This is a genomic window from Ruegeria sp. K11 (assembly GCF_056531905.1).
Genome location: NZ_JBQFMP010000007.1, coordinates 246,213 through 265,887, shown reverse-complemented (window position 1 = coordinate 265,887; position 19,675 = coordinate 246,213). Strand labels below are relative to the sequence as shown.

The 19,675-nt window shown below is 57.6% G+C and carries 15 protein-coding genes; 5 read left to right on the top strand and 10 right to left on the bottom strand.

The window, feature by feature from the left end:
- The 3 genes from ACR0K4_RS13465 to ACR0K4_RS13455 all read left to right on the top strand — a co-directional run bounded on the left by ACR0K4_RS13465 (position 1) and on the right by ACR0K4_RS13455 (position 2,687).
- Complete coding sequence (locus ACR0K4_RS13465) at positions 1-1,083, top strand: ABC transporter ATP-binding protein (protein WP_480519066.1); 1,083 nt, start codon at positions 1-3, stop codon at positions 1,081-1,083.
- Between the two features lie 299 nt (positions 1,084-1,382).
- Complete coding sequence (locus tag ACR0K4_RS13460) at positions 1,383-1,607, top strand: hypothetical protein (RefSeq protein ID WP_480854376.1); 225 nt, start codon at positions 1,383-1,385, stop codon at positions 1,605-1,607.
- A gap of 747 nt (positions 1,608-2,354) precedes the next feature.
- Positions 2,355-2,687 carry a hypothetical protein gene (locus ACR0K4_RS13455; RefSeq protein ID WP_480854375.1) on the top strand — a complete coding sequence of 111 codons (333 nt, stop codon included), beginning with the start codon at positions 2,355-2,357 and terminating at the stop codon, positions 2,685-2,687.
- A gap of 478 nt (positions 2,688-3,165) precedes the next feature.
- Here ACR0K4_RS13455 and pbfA read toward each other — a convergent pair whose 3' ends face one another.
- From pbfA to ACR0K4_RS13435, 4 genes are all read right to left on the bottom strand, one after another.
- Positions 3,166-4,521: a (R)-1-hydroxy-2-aminoethylphosphonate ammonia-lyase gene (gene pbfA / locus ACR0K4_RS13450; protein ID WP_480854374.1), complete on the bottom strand. Its 1,356-nt coding sequence runs from the start codon at positions 4,519-4,521 to the stop codon at positions 3,166-3,168.
- 99 nt (positions 4,522-4,620) lie between these two features.
- Complete coding sequence (phnY, locus tag ACR0K4_RS13445) at positions 4,621-6,078, bottom strand: phosphonoacetaldehyde dehydrogenase (protein WP_480854373.1); 1,458 nt, start codon at positions 6,076-6,078, stop codon at positions 4,621-4,623.
- Positions 6,079-6,081: 3 nt separating this feature from the next.
- On the bottom strand, positions 6,082-7,329 hold the full coding sequence (gene phnA, locus ACR0K4_RS13440) for a phosphonoacetate hydrolase (RefSeq protein WP_480854371.1): 1,248 nt from the start codon (positions 7,327-7,329) through the stop codon (positions 6,082-6,084).
- A gap of 15 nt (positions 7,330-7,344) precedes the next feature.
- Positions 7,345-8,532: a 2-aminoethylphosphonate--pyruvate transaminase gene (locus tag ACR0K4_RS13435; RefSeq protein WP_480854370.1), complete on the bottom strand. Its 1,188-nt coding sequence runs from the start codon at positions 8,530-8,532 to the stop codon at positions 7,345-7,347.
- 117 nt (positions 8,533-8,649) lie between these two features.
- Here ACR0K4_RS13435 and ACR0K4_RS13430 point away from each other — a divergent pair, with 117 nt between their 5' ends.
- On the top strand, positions 8,650-9,540 hold the full coding sequence (locus ACR0K4_RS13430) for a LysR substrate-binding domain-containing protein (RefSeq protein ID WP_480854369.1): 891 nt from the start codon (positions 8,650-8,652) through the stop codon (positions 9,538-9,540).
- A 24-nt stretch (positions 9,541-9,564) separates the two neighbouring features.
- Here the strand turns inward: ACR0K4_RS13430 and ACR0K4_RS13425 are convergent, their stop codons facing one another.
- From ACR0K4_RS13425 to ACR0K4_RS13400, 6 genes are all read right to left on the bottom strand, one after another.
- On the bottom strand, positions 9,565-11,574 hold the full coding sequence (locus ACR0K4_RS13425) for a putative 2-aminoethylphosphonate ABC transporter permease subunit (protein WP_480519048.1): 2,010 nt from the start codon (positions 11,572-11,574) through the stop codon (positions 9,565-9,567).
- Positions 11,574-12,704: a putative 2-aminoethylphosphonate ABC transporter ATP-binding protein gene (locus tag ACR0K4_RS13420; protein ID WP_480519046.1), complete on the bottom strand. Its 1,131-nt coding sequence runs from the start codon at positions 12,702-12,704 to the stop codon at positions 11,574-11,576. Before ACR0K4_RS13420 ends, ACR0K4_RS13425 begins: the two co-directional genes overlap by 1 nt.
- 136 nt (positions 12,705-12,840) lie before the next feature.
- Entirely contained in the window at positions 12,841-13,863 is a 1,023-nt protein-coding gene (locus ACR0K4_RS13415; RefSeq protein ID WP_480519044.1) for a putative 2-aminoethylphosphonate ABC transporter substrate-binding protein, read from the bottom strand.
- Between the two features lie 362 nt (positions 13,864-14,225).
- Positions 14,226-15,914 (bottom strand): Na/Pi cotransporter family protein, encoded by a 1,689-nt coding sequence (locus ACR0K4_RS13410; RefSeq protein ID WP_480519042.1) that lies wholly within the window; start codon positions 15,912-15,914, stop codon positions 14,226-14,228.
- Positions 15,915-15,996: 82 nt separating this feature from the next.
- The gene (locus ACR0K4_RS13405; protein ID WP_480519040.1) at positions 15,997-16,776 is read right to left on the bottom strand and encodes a DeoR/GlpR family DNA-binding transcription regulator; all 780 of its coding nucleotides are present in this window, start codon (positions 16,774-16,776) and stop codon (positions 15,997-15,999) included.
- A 353-nt stretch (positions 16,777-17,129) separates the two neighbouring features.
- Positions 17,130-18,158, bottom strand: a complete 1,029-nt coding sequence (locus ACR0K4_RS13400; protein WP_480519038.1) for a LacI family DNA-binding transcriptional regulator — start codon at positions 18,156-18,158, stop codon at positions 17,130-17,132.
- Between the two features lie 242 nt (positions 18,159-18,400).
- On the opposite strand from ACR0K4_RS13400, the gene ACR0K4_RS13395 reads away from it, so the two are divergent.
- Positions 18,401-19,648: an ABC transporter substrate-binding protein gene (locus ACR0K4_RS13395; protein WP_480519036.1), complete on the top strand. Its 1,248-nt coding sequence runs from the start codon at positions 18,401-18,403 to the stop codon at positions 19,646-19,648.
- The last annotated feature ends 27 nt before the right edge of the window (positions 19,649-19,675 follow it).

The window sequence follows — 19,675 nt, the reverse complement described above, 5'->3', positions numbered from 1 at the left end:
ATGGCACGGATCGAACTGCGCGACGTCAGCAAGAGTTACGGCTCGGTCCAGGTTCTGCGCGACGTCAATCTCGACATTCAAGATGGAGAGTTCGTGGTACTGGTTGGCCCATCGGGCTGCGGCAAGTCCACACTGTTGCGAATGATTGCGGGGCTGGAGCCGATCACACGTGGCGATTTCCTGATCGACGGGGAACGCATGAACGACCGGCGCCCACGCGAGCGGGATATCGCGATGGTGTTCCAGTCCTATGCGCTTTACCCGCATATGGATGTGGAACGGAACATGGGGTTTTCGATGGAAATCCGCCGAGATCCGAAAGAGGAACGAAGGTCCAAAGTGGCGCAGGCTGCCGAGACCCTCGGTTTGAAACATCTGACCGATCGTTTGCCCAAAGCCTTGTCCGGCGGACAGCGGCAGCGCGTCGCCATGGGCCGGGCCATCGTGCGCCAGCCGCGTGCGTTCCTGTTCGACGAACCGCTTTCAAATCTTGACGCGGCGCTCAGGGTTGAGATGCGGCTGGAAATCGCCCGTCTGCATCAACGCCTTGGGGCGACGATGATCTATGTCACCCATGATCAGGTCGAGGCACTGACACTGGCGGATCGGATTGTCGTGTTGAACGCCGGTCTGGTCCAACAGGTCGGCAGTCCGCTGGAGCTGTATGAACGCCCCGCAAACAAATTCGTCGCGCAATTCATCGGCTCGCCGACGATGAATGTGATCCCGATTTCCGGATCAGAGGCAGGTGTTGTCATGGCCGACGGTACCGAGCTGGACATCGTCTTTCGGGCTGATGTGCCAGATGTGGCAGAGCTCGGTATTCGCCCAGAACATCTGGATGTGGTGGCACCGGGCGCTGGCGATGTGGATGCGGTGGCTGACGTGGTCGAGCACTTGGGTTCTGACACGAACATCTACGTAAAAACGGAGGCGCTTGGCCCGTTGATGGTGCGAAAACATGGGAATATTCCGGCGAAATCAGGCGATGCGCTGGGGTTACGTCTTATGCGAGAGAATATTCACGTGTTTGACGCCGGCGGGATGTCGCTAGAATTCAGGGGTGGGACACGTTCTGTATGAGGCGGATCAGTCGCGCCGTGCAGAATGCATTATCTGGAGAGCAGTGTTCCGACCTGCCGGGTGGTGTTAGTGTTAAGATATCAATGAACGGTTTGAGCGCTTGGCCACGAGCGCGCTACACCTGTGATGAATAGCGTAAGGCAATAAGAACCTGGCAGCTGTCGGTCTGTCTGACCCTGCTGGGTGGATCGCCTTGCGTCTTTTTGTGGATGATCCTCGACACGGTCCGGGCACCACAACAGCGCAGGTCGGGGTGGGGTGTGCGCGATATAGTCATGCAGCCCGAACGATGAATCAGAATGCCGCCTGATCTTGATGGCACGACTTTCGAACATGATGGCGTGCGCTATGAGTTCTCGACAGATGAAGGCCGATATCACGTGCGCCTACACGAAGCGGATGGATCTATTAATGATTACACGGTGCATTCAGCGGTAGGGGTCGCGCCGCTTCAACAATGTCTGATCGAAACCGAACCGGGTCGGCTGCAGAGCTTTGACGTTGTCTGGGATGTCGCCGAGTAACGATGGTGCTACCTGTATCCAGATCAAACCCTTCCGCCAGAGGACGGGCTGCATTGGACCGGCCCGTACAAGAACTGGAACGGGCTCTGCGCCGAACGCCATGCAACGGGGTACGAAAAGCGAATTTATGCCACCCGCCAGGCGTATTCATCCACGCAGGCGGAATCGGCGTCGGATGCGAGGCGCGTCACGGCCCCGGTTTGCGCCACGTGCAATGGGCGGAGACATCTGGTGCATCGCCCCAGAACGCGTCCAAAGATTATGGGTTTTCTTTTGATCTGTCGCGCGCCGGAACCGAAGCCGCGATTCAGCAATGCGCAATTTGTCATGCCCGCCGGGAACCATTGGGCGGTGGAAACTCTGTCCCGGGCACCGGTTTTCATGACGCTTACAGACTGTCTCTTCTCCGTCCCGGTCTGTACCACGCTGACGGCCAATTTCCGGACGAAGTCTATGTGTACGGTTCGTTTCTGCAGTCGAAGATGTATAACAAATGCGTCGGCTGCCTGACCTGACAACACTTGCCCTTGACCCGGGCCAACCCGACCTCATTCGGGCAACCGCTTTGTGGTTGCTATCGCAGGGCGCTGACGAGCATGCCGCCGATCAGGCGGCCCCTCTGCTTGAGGATGCCAACCCGGTGGTGCGGGCAGCCGCAATCACGGTTCAACGTGCGGCGCTGGCGCAGACTCAGGTTGAACGGCTTATCGGGTTCTCACGGATCCTAGCAAAATGGTTTAGATCGAGATGGCAAAAGCCCTTTTGGGCACTCCGATCGCCCATCCCCCGGCCCAGCTCGGGATGCAGATGCGCGTGGCGATGTCCGCGTGGCAACAGTCCTTGCAAGCGCGGATCGAATTTCCGGAAACGCATATGGTTCTGGGTGGAATGGCGTTGACCTTGCGCAATTTTCCAGCCGCCAAAAGCGCGTTCCGCCAAGTGGTAACAAAGGACCCGCAGCGCGAAGAAGCATGGGTTATCCTGATCCGCATAACGGCAGCAAGGGACGGGCGCGACAGCCACCCTGAGGGTACTGGACGAGGCATTGCAGCGCCTGCCCGGCAGCCCTGCCTTGAATGAATTGCGGACGTCGGTTGCGGCACAATGAACAGAAAGGAGGCAGGTTCGGTGGTCTTATGAATTCCGGGTCTGAACCTTTGACACGCGTAAAAGACTAAGAAATGTGACCAGTATATTTGGCTATTGGATGACTCATGTTGACGGCGTTGTGCACCATACCGCTGGCGGCGCAAGCACAGGAATAACTGCGCTTAGGTCTTTAGATTATCGTGGGCCATCTGCCTGCGGATTTGGCTCTGCGGCCATTCGGTCAGTTCGGTGCAGGCGGGTTGAGGGATCTGATGGAGAACCGCGTTCACTACAAAAACGCCACCACACGCATGCGAAGACCGCAACCACCTTCTGTCACCCGACATTGACCACTGGCGCCAACCTGACGACGCATCGATGGTGGGGCGCTTCTTGGTATGTTTCAAGATTAGCCTCGGCTCGCGGAACAGATGACCGTGAAACGAAAGTTTGACCGAGAGCGTTCGCGTCAACTCTGATCCCGGATCGCCGCGATGACCATATCAAGCGCGCGATCCAGATCGTCCCGGCTGATGGTCAGCGGAGGAGACAGCGTCAGCACGCAACCCTGGCTGATCTTGAAGCTCAGCCCGCCATTCAGGCAGTCATAGTAGATACGCTCGGCACAGGCATTGTCGGCCTCGCGTGTGCTGCGGCTTTTGACGATTTCAACGCCGAACATCAGGCCGCGCCCGCGGATATCTCCCGCGATATCGACATGAGCCAGTTCCGTTTGCAGGCGCGCTATCGCGTGCGCCCCCAATTCGGCGGATCGGTAGACCAGACCTTCATCTTCGATGATCTGGATCGTGGTCAGCGCTGCGCGCGCGGTCACAGGGTTCTTTTCGTGCGTATAGTGCCCGATTGCAAAATCTCCGCAGACGTCCAGATCGCGACGGGCGACGCAAGCCGCGATGGGCAAGATGCCCCCGCCCAAGGCTTTGCCCAATGTCACGATGTCGGGCACGATCTCATCATGCTCAAAAGCGAACATCTTGCCGGTCTTGCCCAGACCGGTGGGAATCTCATCCATGATCAGCAGCGCGCCATGGCGGTTACAGGCCTCACGCACCGATTTCCAGAACCCAGCCGGCGGCACATAAGGCACGGCTCGCATGGGTTCCGCGATCACGGCGGCCACATCCCCCTCGCGCTCCAAAGCGAATTCAACCATCTTGGCGCAGGCCAGACCACAGGTTTCAGGCCCGGCGTGGTTGTAGGGGCAGCGATAGCAGGCGAAGGGCGCGACATGTTCGGCCCCTGGCATCAGAGGGCCTGCGATATGGCTGCGGAACGTCGCCTCGCCACCGACCGAGGCCGCTCCGAAGCCTGCCCCGTGGAACGCGTCCCAGAAACTGACGGTCTTGAACCGGCCCGTCGCGGCGCGCGCGATTTTTAGCGCTACCTCATTGGCGTCTGACCCGCCGGTGGTGAACAGCGTCTTGCCCAGATCACCGGGCGCAATCTCGGCCAGCTTCTCGGCCAGCTCCACCGCCGGGTCATTGGTGAACCGGCGCGGTGCAAAGGGCAGATCATCCAACTGGGCCTTGATCGCCTCGACCAGACGCGGATGGCCATAGCCGATGTGGTGGACCGAATTGCCATGGAAATCCATGTAGCGGCGGCCATCCATATCCTCGATCCAGATGCCATCAGCCTTGGCGATCGTGCTGACGCAGGGGCTGGACAGGCTTTGATGCAAAAACGCGTCTGAATCCCGTTTCAGCAGCGGCGCAGAACGTGGGCCAATCGACGACTTCAACCACGATTTGCGCGCATCCGAGGTGTTGGACTCGCCTTCGGTGTGGGTGATGCTGACTGACATATGATCCTCGATTCTGGCTTGCATCCGCTGAAATCAAAAGCGCGAGGCCCCTTTGTGGGCCCCGCGAGTTGGGGAGAAATTCAAGTTTCTCTTATGTCCTCACCTTGGCCATGGTAGGGAGTATGTTTTGACGTTGGTGAAGAACTTGATGGCTTCGATGACGCCTTCTTTGACGCCGTTTCCAGAGTCCTTGATACCGCCGAAGGGGGACATCTCGATGCGGTAGCCGGGTTGTTCCCAGATGTTGCAGGTGCCCACGTTGAGCCCGTTGATATAGGCGATGGCGCGGTTCAGGTCGTTGGTGCAGACGCCCGACGACAGGCCGAACTCGGTGGAGTTCGAGATCGCCATGACCTCTTCATCATTGTCCGGCACACGGACGATGGGGATGATGGGGCCGAAGGTTTCTTCCATCACCAGCTCGCTGTCATGAGGGACCTTGTCCACCACGATGGGGGGCAGCAGCGCACCCTGGCGGCCGGGGTGGTAAAGGATCTCGGCCCCTTCCTTCTCGGCCTGATAGACGCGGTTCTCGAACACTTCCGCCGCCTTGTCGTGGATCACGCAGCCCAGTTCGGTCTCGGGGTCCTGCGGGTCGCCGAACTTGATCTTCTTGGCCTTCTCCAGCACCAGCGGCACGAAGGTGTCGGCCACGCTGTCCTGCACCAGAATGCGCTTGATCGCGGTGCAGCGCTGGCCCGAGTTGCCGGTGGCTCCGGCCACGGCGATGGTCGCGGCCTTGTCCAGATCGGCATCGGAAAGGTCGTTCAGAACGATCAGCGGGTCATTGCCCCCCAGTTCCAGCGCCTGACGTTTATAGACCGCCTTGGCCGCAATCATCTTGCCCACCGGAACACCGCCGGTGAAGGTGATGATGTCGATCTTGTCATTGACGATCATCTCTTCGCCAATATCCTGCGGCCAGCCGGTGACCACCTGGAACATCTCGGGCGGCAGGCCCGCTTCGTACAGGATATCCGCCAGCGTCAGGGCCGTCAGCGGCGTCAGCTCGGTCGGTTTGCACACCATGCAATTGTTCGATGCAATCGAAGGCGCGATCTTGTGGCTGACCATGTTCAGCGGGTGGTTGAAGGGGGTGATCGCGCTGATCGCGCCCACCGGTTCGCGGGTGGTGAAGATCTTGCGATCCTTGCCGTTGTGGGTCAGGTCGCAGGAAAAGATCTCGCCATCATCGTTCAGCGCCTCGGCGGCAGCGAATTGATAGACATCCTGCGCGCGCTTGGTTTCGTAGATCGCGTGCTGGTGGCAGATGCCCAGCTCCAGCACCAGCCATTTGGCCAGATATTCGCGGCGCTCGCCGATCAGTTCTCCGGCGCGTTGCAGGATCTGGCTGCGCTCGTAGCGCGTCAGCTTGGGCTTATACGCCGCTGCAATCTCGAACGCCTTGCGGGCGTGCTCGGCCTTGCCCGCGGGGACATGGCCAATCACTTCGTTGGTGTAGGGGTAGAGAACCGGCACCGTCTCGTCGGTAAAGACGATCTCGCCGCCAATGCGCATCCCTTCGTTTCTGATCTCAGACACGGTCTGGTCCTTCATGGCTTACTGCGCCGCCGCTGTTGTGGCGTAGAAAAACGCATCAAAGTTGCGCAGATCGGGCGCGTTGCCCAGATCGATCACGCGGTTGACGATGAAGGGCACCTCCTGCTCGGTCAAGCCGCCATGGCTGCGCAGCGGCTCACCCAAGGCGGCCAGATCATGGCGATCCTCAGAGGTGCCGATGGTCAGCTCACCGATACAGACCATGGTCAGGTCACCGATGCGGTCGGCGGGCAGTTCGTATTTGGCAACCGCCTCTTCCTTGGTCAGCACTTCCAGCATCTCGGGCAGGGCTGCAACCTTGGCCTTGACCTCATCGCGGTCGGCGCCTTCGGGCAGGTAAACCGTGGCGAACGACCCCAGCGCGCCGTGGTGAACCACGTACGGGTCGGTGATCGGCAGGATCACGCGGGCCTTGCCCTCACCCAGCCACTCGTCGAACACGTCCTGCATGTAGATGACTGACGGCTCTTTCGAGACCAGCTCGTGCTTGGCTTTCATGCCATGGTCGGCGGTGACGACGATGGCGGCACCCATTTCATCCAGCTGTGCCAAGTACTTGTCGAACATGGCGTAGAAATCCAGCGCGCCCTGCTCTTCGGGGGCGAACTTGTGCTGCACATAGTCGGTGGTCGACAGGTACATCACATCCGGGCGCATCTCTTTCAGCAGCTTCACACCAGCGGCAAAGACAAATTCCGACAGTTCGGCGGAATACACTTCAGGAACCGGCATGCCCAGCCAGGCGCTGGCATTGTCGATGCCGTGCTCGGCCTTGGTGGTCTCGCCCGAGCGCTCTGCCGAGAAGGCAACAGCGCGGTCGTCGTCGAACTTCAGCCCAGCACCCAGCAGGGCCCGCAGCTTGTCCTTGGCGGTGACCATGGCGACGCGATAGCCGGCCTCGTAGAATTGCGAGAAGATGGTCGGCGCGCGCAGGAACCGCACATCGTTCATCATCACCTCTTCACCGGTTTCCGGGTCATAGAGGAAGTTGCCGCAAATCCCATGCACGATCGGCGGGCGACCGGTGGCGATGGACAGGTTATTGGGGTTGGTAAAGCTGGGGATCACCGAATGCGCCAGTCGGTCGGTGCCGGTCTCGCGGATGCGCTTGAGCGTCGGCATCAGGCCCTTGGCGATGGCGACCTCAAGGTATTCCGGCTCGCAGCCGTCCAGACAGATGGCAATGGCAGGCACTTTGGGGGCCGGATAGACACGCTCATTCGCGGTCACGGGGGTGTGGATGGTCATTTGAGAGTGTCCTTCTTATGCGGCCAGTTTGGCGCGTTCTTCCAGCGCAAGAGCCGGAGGCGCCGCGCTGGCGACCCCCATCTCGGCCAGGGTTTCCTTGGCGGCAGATACAACCTGCCGCATCACATGCTCATCCATCTGCCCGATGCAGCCGACGCGGAAACTGTCCACAACCGTCAGCTTGCCCGGATAGATGATAAAGCCTTTGTCCTTCATCAGATCGTAAAAGCGGTCGAACACGAACTTCTCGTCCGCAGGGCAGAAAAACGTCACGATGATCGGGCTCAGCCAGCGGTTCTGCAGCAGCGTCTCGAAGCCCAGCTCGCGCATGCCTGCGACCATCACGTCGCGATTGCGGGTATAGCGCGCGCCGCGCCCCGCCACACCGCCCTCGGCCTCATGCGCGCGCAGCGCTTCCAAAAAGGCTGCAACCACATGGGTCGGCGGCGTGAACCGCCACTGGCCGGTCTTTTCCATATGCGCCCATTGCGCATGCACATCGAGGCTCAGCGAGTGGCTGTTGCCCTTCGCCGCCTCAAGCTCATCCTTGCGGGCGATGATAAAGCCAAAGCCCGGCACGCCCTCGATGCATTTATTGGCCGAGGACACCATCGCCTCATACCGGATGTCCGAGGGTTTGAGTTCAATCGCACCAAAAGCCGACATCGAGTCGATCAGCAGCTTGCGGCCCGCCGCATAAACCGCCTCGGAAATCTCCTCGACCGGGTTCAGAATGCCCGAGGACGTCTCGCAATGGATCGCAACCACATGGGTGATCGCAGGGTCCTTGGCCAGGATCTCGGCCACTTCCGAACCGCGCGGCGGCAGGTAATCGCCCTTGTCCAGCACCAGATGATCGCGGCCCAGATACTGCAACGTCTGCGCCGAGCGTTGCCCATAGGCCCCGTTCGCCAGCACCAGCGCCTTGCCGTCCTCCGGGATGAACGAGGCCAGCATCGCCTCAACCGCAAAACTGCCCGAACCCTGCATCGGAACACAGTCAAACGCTTCGGCCCCTTCACCCAGCAGCGCCAGCAGCCGCGACCGCATATCCCGCGTCATCGCCCGGAAATCATCATCCCAGCTGCCCCAGTCCCGCAACATCGCCTGCTTCACCGCATAAGACGTCGTTAAAGGTCCAGGCGTCAGAAGGTAAGGTTCACCCAGGCGAGGGGCATCGATTGCGGGATCAGGTTGTGTCATCTCGAGGCTCCGATTACGCATTTCGAAAACAGATGTGCATTACCCAGACCCATATGTAAAATTGCAAAAATCAATCTTATTATAAGATCACCCTATGATTCATAAACAGGATGAGAAATGCGCCACAGCCAGTTGAAGGCCTTCCACCACGTTGCACTGCATGGCGGGTTTTCCCGTGCGGCCGAAGCGCTGTTTCTGACCCAGCCTGCGGTTTCTGAACAGGTGCGAAAACTTGAGCAAGATCATGATCTTCTGCTATTTCAACGTGAACGCAAGCGTGTCTTTCTGACCCCTCAGGGCGAGCAATTGTTCCGCTTTACCAAGCAGTATTTCGAGCTTGAAAGCCAGATCGAGGACTTTCTGTCCGAATCCAAAGCCGCGATTGAGGGCGAGTTACGCATCATCGCGGACTCAGCGCATCATCTGACCGACTTCCTGGGCCCGTTCCGGGCGGCTTTTCCCAGCATCACCGTGGTTGTCAGATCGGGAAATACAAACGAAATTCTTGAAGAGCTACGGGCCTATAATGCCGAGATCGGTATTGTGGGCAGCCCGTCCCCGGGCAAGGATATGACCATGCTGAATTTGGGCGAAACCAGTATCGTGGCCTTTGCCGGCCGTGAATTGCTGCCCAAAACGATGACTTCGCTGACGGTTCATGATCTGAAAGACCTGCCCTTGATTTTTCGCGAGCGCGGGTCAAAAACCCGGCAGAAACTTGAAGAAGAGGCCAGTCGCAGGGGGGTCGTTCTCAAGCCAGCGATCGTTGCCGAGGGGCGCGAGGCCGTCCGCGAGCTGGTTGCGTCAGGGGCAGGGATCGGATTTGTGTCGCGCGCAGAATTTGGTCGCGATGATCGGTTACGTGAGATCGAATTGAAGGATGCCGACCTGCGCATGGGCGAAAGCATGATCTACATGACCCAACGGCGTGATGTGAAAGTGATCCGCGCTTTCATGGATTTTGTAAATGAGATTCAAGCCAAGAAAGGCGCCCCCGCAGATGGATAGCTGCAGGGACGTCCATCGCAATCGTTACTGGCTGCGCCAGGCTTGTGTGCGTCGCAGGATGCCCTTCGACGCGATCAGGTGCAGGATGCGGGCCCCGGCATTGGTATAGAAGATCATCATACCCATCGCGGCAGCTGGCGCGATATCACCTGCATCATCCATGTTCAGCACCGCAATCGAGGCCAGTGTTGTCTTGGGTGAATACAGGAACACGACCGCAGAGACAGTCGTCATCGCGTTGACGAACAGGTAGATCGAGATATCAAGCACCGCAGGCAAACAGACCGGCACCGTCACCCGGGCGAACAGCTTCATCGTCGGCTGTTTGAGTGAGGCAGAGACAGATTCAAACTCTCGGTCCATCTGCTTGAGCGCGGTTACTGCGGTCAGGTGTGACACGGTATAGAAATGTGTCACCGAGCAGATCACAAGAATGGCCATTGTGCCATAGATCGCGTTCAACGGGTTGGCCGGGTTGTTGAAGAAAAAGATATAGGCCAAGCCCAAAACCATTCCCGGGATCGCCATGGGCAGCATAGCAAACATCTGGAACAACGCGCGTCCGGTTTTGAACCCGTTTGATTTTTCAACAAGATAGGCGCCGAAAAACACGACCGAAGTGCCGATCACTGCAGTCAGCAATGCCATCCTGATCGAGTTGAAATACGATGCCCAACCACCGCCATCCATGCGGTTGAAGTCATAGTTGCGCAGGCTCAGGCTCAGATCGTAAGGCCAGAATTTGATCAATGCAGCGAACTGACAGACCGCCAGAATGCCCACAATGAACAGGGCGACAAGGCTGCAATAGGCCAGCATGATACGATCAGTTTTTGGGTTCGGGTTCGGCTGATATGGCACGGAACGCGCCGACAGCAGTGCCACCTGTTTCGACTGCACCAACCGGTCTATCGCAAAGGCCAGGATCGCCGGCACCACCAGAACAACGGACACAACAGCGCCCATTTCAAAGTTCTGCTGACCGATCACCTGCTTGAAGATATCGACTGCCAGAACGTTGAACTGTCCACCAATAACCTTAGGAAGACCAAAATCCGTGATCACCAGGTTGAACACCACAAAAGCAGCTGAGATCAAACCATAGCGCACGCCGGGGATGGTCACGGTCCAGAAGGTCCGCCATGGCGTCGAGCGCAGACTGGCGGCCGCCTCGTACAGCCGGGCGTCGGAAATGGCCAAAGCTGTCGAAATGATGATGAACGCATGCGGAAAGGTAAAAAAGACCGAACCTATGATGATCCCGATAGGCCCATAGATACTGGCGCCAAACAGCAGTTCCTTGATCATACCCTGATTGCCGAAGAGATACACCAAGGCGATCCCCGGCAAGAGGGACGGCACAAGAATTGGGGCCATCGCAACCAGACGGAACAGACCTTTGAAGCGCATACAGCTGCGGTTCAGCGCATAGGCAAACCAGAAGGCCAGCGTTACGGTTATGATCGTAACGACGACAGATATCCAAAGTGAGTTCTTGATCGAGTTGAACAGTGCCGGGGTCGAGAAGTAGCTGACGAAGTTGTCCACGCCCGTCGATTTGACCGGCCGCAACTGAACCCTGCGGAACGTGTTCGAATCCAGTTCGACCCAATCGGTGCCAGTTTGCAGATTGGACCCGATCAGGAACCGCCCATCTGGTACGGTATTGCGGATCTGGTACATCACCGGGCTGCGGAAACTGAAATCCGGGAAAAACGGAGTGACAGACAGCCGTCCGTCCGAGCCGGTCGACAAGTCTTGTTCGCTATATGCTCCGGTTTCGGCATTCAGCTGAGCTCCATTCAGTACGGTGCCGCTGAATACGCCATTGTCGTCGCTGACCTGAAACTCGTATTGCGACAATTCCATGCGAAAGGTCGAAAACGATTTGGACAGCATCGCCCAAAGCGGAAACGCCAGTGTCACGACCAGATACAGGGCGATGATGATCATGCCGCCGCGCATAATGATATCGTCGCGGCTCAGCTTGCCCTTGATGATCGGACCAGCCGGTAGAGAGGTGGTGTCGGTCATCAACCTTCCTCCGCCGGGGTGAAGGCCATCAGGCGGTTTCGGGGCAATTCGATCGTCATCCGGGCACCGTCTTCAAGGCGAAGGCGGCGGACCGCGTTGATCGAAAAATCCGCTATCAGTTCTTCGTCACCAAAAATCTGATGAGACAGGCGGCACCGCCAGAATGAGCCGAGGAACTCCATCTCAGCAATCGTGACTTCAAAGGCGTTTTCCGGCGTCGTAATAATGTCCGGCGCACCCGGTGAACGTGCGCCTTCACCATGCGGGATGATATCCTCGGGGCGGACGGCAGCGACGATGCGGTTGCCTTTCTGAAGGTCATGCGGCTCGCATTTCAGGGTCGAACCGCCCAATTCCAATGTCTCGGCATCGCCAGCTACGGCGGGCAGTTGGTTCATTTCTCCGATGAAGTCTGCCACGAACAGGTTGGCCGGATGGCGATAGATTTGGGTCGGGGTGCCGACCTGTTCGATCACGCCATGGTTCATGACCACGATCCGGTCAGCCATGGCCAGCGCTTCTTCCTGATCGTGGGTCACCATGACAGTGGTCACGCCAAGCTTGCGCTGCAGCTCTTTGATTTCATGACGCAAATGCACACGAACCTTGGCGTCCAGCGCTGAAAGCGGTTCGTCCAGCAGCAAGAGACCTGGATTGGTGGCGATGGCACGCGCCAGCGCGATGCGCTGTTGCTGCCCCCCAGAGAGTTGGGCGGGGTATTTGCGCCCCTGATCTGGCAGGCCCACCAATTTTAACAACTCGGCCACACGTACAGCGATCTCGGATTTGCTCCGGCCCGTGTTTTCCAGGCCAAAGGCGATGTTCTTTTCAATCGTCAGATTCGGGAACAGCGCATAAGATTGGAATACGATTCCGAAATCACGTTCGGAGGGGGGCAAGTTCGACACATCCTTGCCATCCTGCATAACCGTGCCTTTGGTTTGCAAATCCAGCCCCGCAATGGCGCGCAGCAAGGTGGTCTTCCCGCAGCCCGAGGGTCCCAGAAAACAGATGAATTCGCCCTCGTTAATGTCCAGAGAAATATCCCGGAGAGCCAGAAAATCGCCAAAAGCCTTCCAGAGGTCTTGGATACTCAGATAGAGATCACCGGGAGAGGTTTTCTTAAGCACGGGGAGTGGTCCTTGAGCTTTGCACAGCGGCCATGACGAGAGAGTGGCCAGAAATTCGCTGTGCCGTTCATTTGAGTTGTAGGGGGGAGTTTATCCAAAGGCCGGAGGGGCGTTAAGCCCCTCCGACGTGAGTGGTTTATTCTTTGGGTTCGGACTTGCCGTCGTAACGCCCTTGCCATTCCTTCAGGATGGCGGCGCGGTTGTTGGCGGCGAATTCGAAATCATTGTCGATCATCGCGTCCAGCAGACCTTCGGGGAAGTGCTCAACCGGCTTTGCGATACCGGGGTAAGCAACAACCGCGTAGCCAACGTTATACATCTCGTTGGCCTCAGGCGTCACCGAGAAGTCCACCAGTTTCTGAGCGGCTTCCAGCTTGTCGGTGCCCGCGACAATCGCGGTTGCTTCCATGTCCCAGCCAACACCTTCGCTGGGAACGATGATGTCCAGCGGGGCACCGTCGGCCTTGGATTTTGCGCCGCGGAATGCAAATGAAATACCGATCGGAATCTCACCAGCGGCAGCCAGCTTACAAGGCTTGGAACCAGAGTGGGTATAGCGTGCGATGTTTTCATGCAGCGCGTCCATGTATTCCCAGCCGCCTTCTTCACCGAACATCTGCAGCCAGCTGGACACGTCCAGGAAGCCGGTGCCCGACGAATTCGGGTTCGGCATGATCACGTGACCCTGATACTGTTCGTCCGTGAGGTCCTTCCATGAGGTTGGCGGCGTCAGCCCGGCTTTTTCGGCTTCGACGGTGTTGTAGCAAACCGAAGCAACCCAAGCGTCCATGCCGACCCAGCTTGGTACATCGCCGCTGTCGACGAATTTCGCATCCAGCTTTTCGACACCAACCGGCGCATAGGGCTCAAGCATATCTTCGGACTTCAGCAGCAGCAGCGAGGTTGCCGCCAGACCCCAGATCACATCGGCCTGCGGGTTGTCGCGCTCGGCTAGCAGTTTGGCGGTGATGATGCCGGTGGAATCACGAACCCAGTTGATCTTGATATCTGGATGCACCGCGTTGAACTGTTCAGCGTAACGCGCCAGATCTTCTGCTTCGACAGCCGTGTAAACGGTCAGCTCGGTTTCCGCGGCGGCGGCCGTGGCCATGATGGCACCGGCTACGATCGCGGCGAACTTGGATGTTGTTTTTTTCATGTGTTCCTCTGTTGTGTTGATTATGACAGATGCGCCATTCTTGTGCGGCACTTCGATTAATTTGCTTCCATGACAGTAATTTGACAAAAACTGAAAACTAAAATCGATAATACCTACTATATGATAAGTTTTTTTTATATATTTCAGACTGACAAAAAATGTTGCATCCAGCAGGTGATACGCCGAATTTTCGTGCGGTTCCCGGGTCATGGCCTCTGCGGCCTGGACGCACCCTCGGTTGTGCTATTGAATTTTCGGGCGAACGGTAGGGCTTGTCGGGTGCCAGGCAACACTGATTTTACGGGAACCGCGTCGATTCCCGCAGGGTCTGAATGCAACAAACGGAACGAATCGACCTGTGTTCAGGTCTCGTTCGCGTGTTCACGATGGGGCATGTCTTCGATTAGGCGCGTTTCCAGAAGTTGACCATTGGAATATAGGATCGGTGTCGAAATGGCTGCGATATGGCTGTTGAATTCACGCAGCGCGCGTAAGGTTTCCAAATGCACATCGCTTGTTTCAAAGCTGTCGATCCTGCCCTTCTGCAGCCGGCGAAAGTGACGTTTGCGACTGTCGCGCTCGGCGCGTTTGATTTCCGTCTTTTCAAGGTTCAAAAGTCGCGCACTTTCGAGATCTTCCGAGATGATGACATTTGTTGCCAGCTTCAGGTTGGCGAGGATCTTCTCGTGCATTTCCTGAACCTCGGACCAGCCCTCCCGAGAGAATTGTTTTCCGCTTTTACCGAGCTCAGAGGCCAGTACCGTCAGTCGTTTGGCGACAACGTCGCCTGCTGTTTCAAGGCGTACGGCGTATTCCAGAACATCCCGGGCAATCTCGGCGTGTCTGGTATCCATCGTATCGTCGGGCAGGGACGCAACAAAAGCGCGAATATCGGTCAGGCACTGGTTCACATCCAAATCCATGGTCTGAACTGCTTCGATCTGTTTGGCGTCTGCGGTCTGGTACAGTTCAAGCAAAGGGCTGAACATTGTCTGTACCAGCTCCGCCATGCGCAATAGCTCGCGTTTAAGGGCCGAGACGGCAAGCGCGGGTGTTGCCGCGGATTCTGGGTCCAAAGCACTGACCGGACGGGCCAACGGGTCGGCCTCGGCCATAGGTTTGCCTATCGGGAACATACGTTCGATCCCCGACCCAAGCTTGCCGCAAAATGGCAGTGATAACAGCAACAAAGAGGCGTTGAAGGCGAGATGGACGTTGACCAGCATCTGACCGTTGTAGTCTCCGCTGATGACGCCCGCACGCAGGGTCAGATTGGCAGCAAACAGGCAAAACACTGCCCATGCGCCACGCAGCGCCAGATTGGCAAACGGAATATGTCGTGCCCGGATTTCCATTCCGCGCGTCAGCCAGACCGGTATCAGGGCGCTGCCCAGATTGGCGCCCAAAACCAGTGACAGCCCGGCCGAGAACGGCAGCGCACCGATCTGAACCAGCGTGACACACATCAGGATCGCGGCCACGGAGCTGTGCATGACAAAGGCCAGAGCAGCACCAACCAGAAAGGCGGTCACATAATCGCGGACCAGATAATCTGCAATTGCCGGCAGAAAAGCACTGTCGCGGATCGGGTCCATGGCTTCGCGCAAAAAGCGCAAAGAAATCAGGATGAACGCCACACCCATCAAAATGCGCCCGATCTGGCGTGGTTTCTTTCGATCAGACTTGACGAACAGCCAGCCTCCGATCGCCAGAAGCAAGGGAACCAGCCAGTCCAGCTCGAACGACAGAATCTGAATCACCAGGGCCGATCCAAGGTCGCCGCCCAAAACAATCGCAAGCCCCGCGGGAAAGGCAAGATAGCCGCCAGCGGCAAAGCCCGAAGCCAGCAAGGCAACTGCGGCCGAACTTTGCAGGACGACAGCCATCAACAGCCCCGTCACGCTGGAGCGAACCACGCCGCTGTTGCGTGTGAGCAGTCGCTGGAAAGAAGAACCATAGCTGCGTTCGATCCCGGTGCGCACCATGCGGACCGCAAACAGCAACAGCATTGTCGCACCTGCCAGTTGCGTTAAAAAAACCAATATTGCCATTATCCGTTGCCTTCAGATTCCGGCCGGTCTTCTGCCTGCCTGGGGATGCGGGAAAGGTGCGTTTGGATCAAGGAATGTTCTTTCATTCTTCGGGCGTCCAAGTTTTGATCTGCCATCGCGCCAGCTTTGCAGTCGTTTTCTTGCCAGGGGATGTGTCCGTAATCAGGTGATCCACCACATGTGGCTCAAAGCCTTGATGTGGCCCGGTCAAGTCGAATTTTTGGTGGACCATTGCGACGGTAACCTGGCTGGTCCGCTCGACAACGACGGATGCAAGATCGGCCTCGTTCGGGCTTTGGAACAGGAAGCCGAATTTCACATCCAGCGCGTCGGGGCTCAGGATGGCCATGTCATATGTGTAACGCCGGGCCTGGGTCTCGGCCATCAGGCCAAAAGCGCCCAATTCCTCTTTGCGCAGTTCGCCGCCCAGCAAGAATACGCGGTTTTCGTTATGCTCCAGTAACTTATGCGCCACATTCGTCGAATTGGTGACAACTGTCAGAGAATTTCTGGCCCGCAGTGCCTCAGCCACGAAAGCGGTTGTGCTTCCCACATCCAGAAACAGCGTCGCGCCGTCCGGAACGATTTCGGCTGTTAACTTTGCGATTTGTCTTTTTTCGTCCGTATGTTCGCCCAGCCGTTGGAAGAAACTGAATTCGTGCTGGGCTTCCAGCGATCGTACGCCGCCATGCGCACGTTCGACGATGCCCAGCTTGGACAGCGACTTTATCGTACGCCTTATTGTCTCGTCAGATACGCTCAACAACTCGGCCATATCTGCGTTACGGGCGTGACCGCCGAATTGACGCAAACCTTCAAGGAACTGCATCTCTCGCGGCGAAAGCGAATTCTTGCCCTTCATGAGGGTCTACCTTTTTAAGTTGTACAATTCTTGCACCGCTCAACAAGATAGTCCACAGTTTTGTTGTTTTTGGCTATAAAAACCACAAAAATGGGGTTGCTTGGGTGACTTGTGGGCGCGAGTTGTTTTGCTCATCCAGTCCAGATTCTGCGCAAGGGCGCGGAGTTATGCAGATTTGTGCGCATAGCGGTACCTTTGTTGTCGCGACCTGGTTCCGGCGCTTGGGCGGTGCGAAATCTTATGTTTTCCGAAGCCTTGCGGAGGTGCTGCTAGAAGAGGTCGCAGGCAATCGCACCCCCTTGGGGCGTGCGTCGGCTTGTTTAAACCGTTGTCCGTCACGTACGAGACGTGACCTAAAGTCTGAATTGTCCGTCAGGCTGCAACAAGACCTGCAAGTCGCTGACCTGTTTACCCTCGATTCGACCAAGCAGCACCCGCGCCATGGCGCGACCGGTCTCCGAAAGATCTTCGGTCACCGTTTCGATTCTGGGTCTCAGGTAATTGGCGATGGGCGAGGCGCGTTTGGCCACCACATCCGCCTCGACGCCCGGTGTCCACCCTGCATCTGTCAACGCTGCAAGCGTCATCAGCGCCATCGCTTCTCCAACGCAAATATGTCCGTCCGGCGGATCGTCGCTGCGGGTCAGTTTCAGCAGTGTGTCTGATATTTGATCCGGAGGGCTGTCGAGGCTCACATTTTCGGGAATGGTGAATCGCACACCCAGCGAGCGAATGGCCTGCATCGCGCCGTATTGTAGATGTTGGCGGAAAGTGAAGCGCTCTTCCGGCATTACCATGCAGATGTGCTGACGTCCTTTTGCCACCAGCCGTTCGACCCCCAGTCGCGCGAACATGGCGTTATCGAAATCCACATAAGGGTGCTGCCGCGTGAAGTCGGTGCGCCCATGGCTGACAAACGGAAAATCGTGTTCCAGAAGATACCTGGCACGTACATCAAAGGACTCCGTGCGGGTGAAGACCACCGCATCGGCCAGTGCATTCCGCCGGATGTTGCGCACAACTTCAAGTCGGTCCGCCGCAATATGATCGGGCATAATGTTGATCGCGTATCCAGTGCCGGTCAGCCCCTGGGTAAAGCCGCGAATGAACTCGGATGTGAAGCCCAGAAACTCGTGATCAGGGTTCAGCAGTAGGCTGATGACCTTGGTGCGCCCCGTGCGCAGACGCTGCGCTGCGCGATTGGGAACATAGCCAACCTGATCTGCAATCCGATGCACTTTTTCCCGCGTTGCCTTGGCGATACGCGGGTCATCCGCCAAGGCCCGCGAGACCGTCGTTATCGCAAAGCCTGCCAGATCAGCGACCGTGCGCAGGGTCGGGCGCGCGGCTTCTTCCGGTTGATCTGCGGTGTGTTCCTGCATGGGGCCTGCGAACGGTTGAGTCGTGTTTTGACACTGTAACAACAACATTTAAAACGTTGCAACACCGAAATTTAAAATCGTACATTCCGATAAATATCCTCGAATAGCTAATGAAAACAATTTACTAAATGATTTGCGTTCGACGAAAACAAACTATTGACAGATACCGTATTTGCAACGTTACATTAGCGAGTATATTCGACTCGGGAAAACCCGGTCTTCATCCACAGGGAGGTTATCGGATGAACATCACCAAGAAACTCAAGTTGAGCGCCGCCGCGCTGGCATTGACAGCGGGCGTGGCATCAGCTGGCGAGGTTGAGGTCCTGCATTGGTGGACGTCGGGCGGCGAAGCGGCAGCTCTGAACGTTCTGAAAGGCGATCTCGAAGGGCAGGGCATCGGTTGGCAGGACATGCCGGTTGCAGGTGGCGGCGGTGAAAGCGCCATGACCGTACTGCGTGCCCGGGTCACGGCAGGCAATGCGCCGACCGCCGTGCAGATGCTGGGTTTTGACATTCAGGACTGGGCCGCCGAGGGCGCGCTGGCAAATCTGAACGACGTTGCCGCTCAGGAAGGCTGGGACGAGGTTGTGCCCGATGCGCTGAAGGCGTTTGCCAAGCATGACGGCAAGTGGATTTCGGCACCAGTGAACGTGCACTCGACCAACTGGGTGTGGGCGAACAAGGCCGTTTTGGATGCGAACGGTATTGCGCCTCCGACCAACTGGGACGAGTTCGTTGCCGCTGTAAACACTCTGAAAGAGGCTGGCATCACCCCGATCGCGCATGGGGGTCAGGCCTGGCAGGACGCGACTGTATTTGATGCGGTTGTTATGTCGACCATGGGCCCGGATGGCTACAAGGCTGCATTCATCGATCTGGATGAGGAAGCACTGGGTTCCGATGGGATGAAAGAGTCGTTCGAACGTATGGCTTTCATCCGCGACAACGTGGACGAGAACTTCTCGGGACGTGACTGGAACCTGGCAACAGCCATGGTCATCAACGGCGAGGCCGGTTTCCAGATGATGGGCGATTGGGCCAAAGGCGAATTCCTGAATGCGGGCAAAGTCCCGGGCGAGGATTTCCTGTGCTTCCGTTTCCCCGGCACCGCCGATCAGGTGACATTCAACGCCGACCAGTTTGCGATGTTCGATCAGGGCGGCACGGTGTCGTCCGAGCAGGCCGCTCTGGCCAGCGCGATTCTGTCGCCAAACTTCCAGTCAGCCTTCAACGTGGTCAAAGGCTCGGTGCCGGCGCGGACAGATGTGTCCGATGCGGATTTTGACGCCTGCGGCAAGCAGGGCATGAAGGATCTGGCAGCGGCAGCTTCTTCGGGTAACCTTTACGGTTCGATGGCGCATGGCCACTCGGCTCCGGCCTCGGTCAAGAATGCGATCTATGACGTTGTGACCGCTCATTTCAACGGCGAGTATGACAGCGAAACCGCTGTCGGCGAACTGGTCGACGCTGTGTCGATCGCCAAGTAACGCCTCCCGGACGGGGCGGCCGGTTCG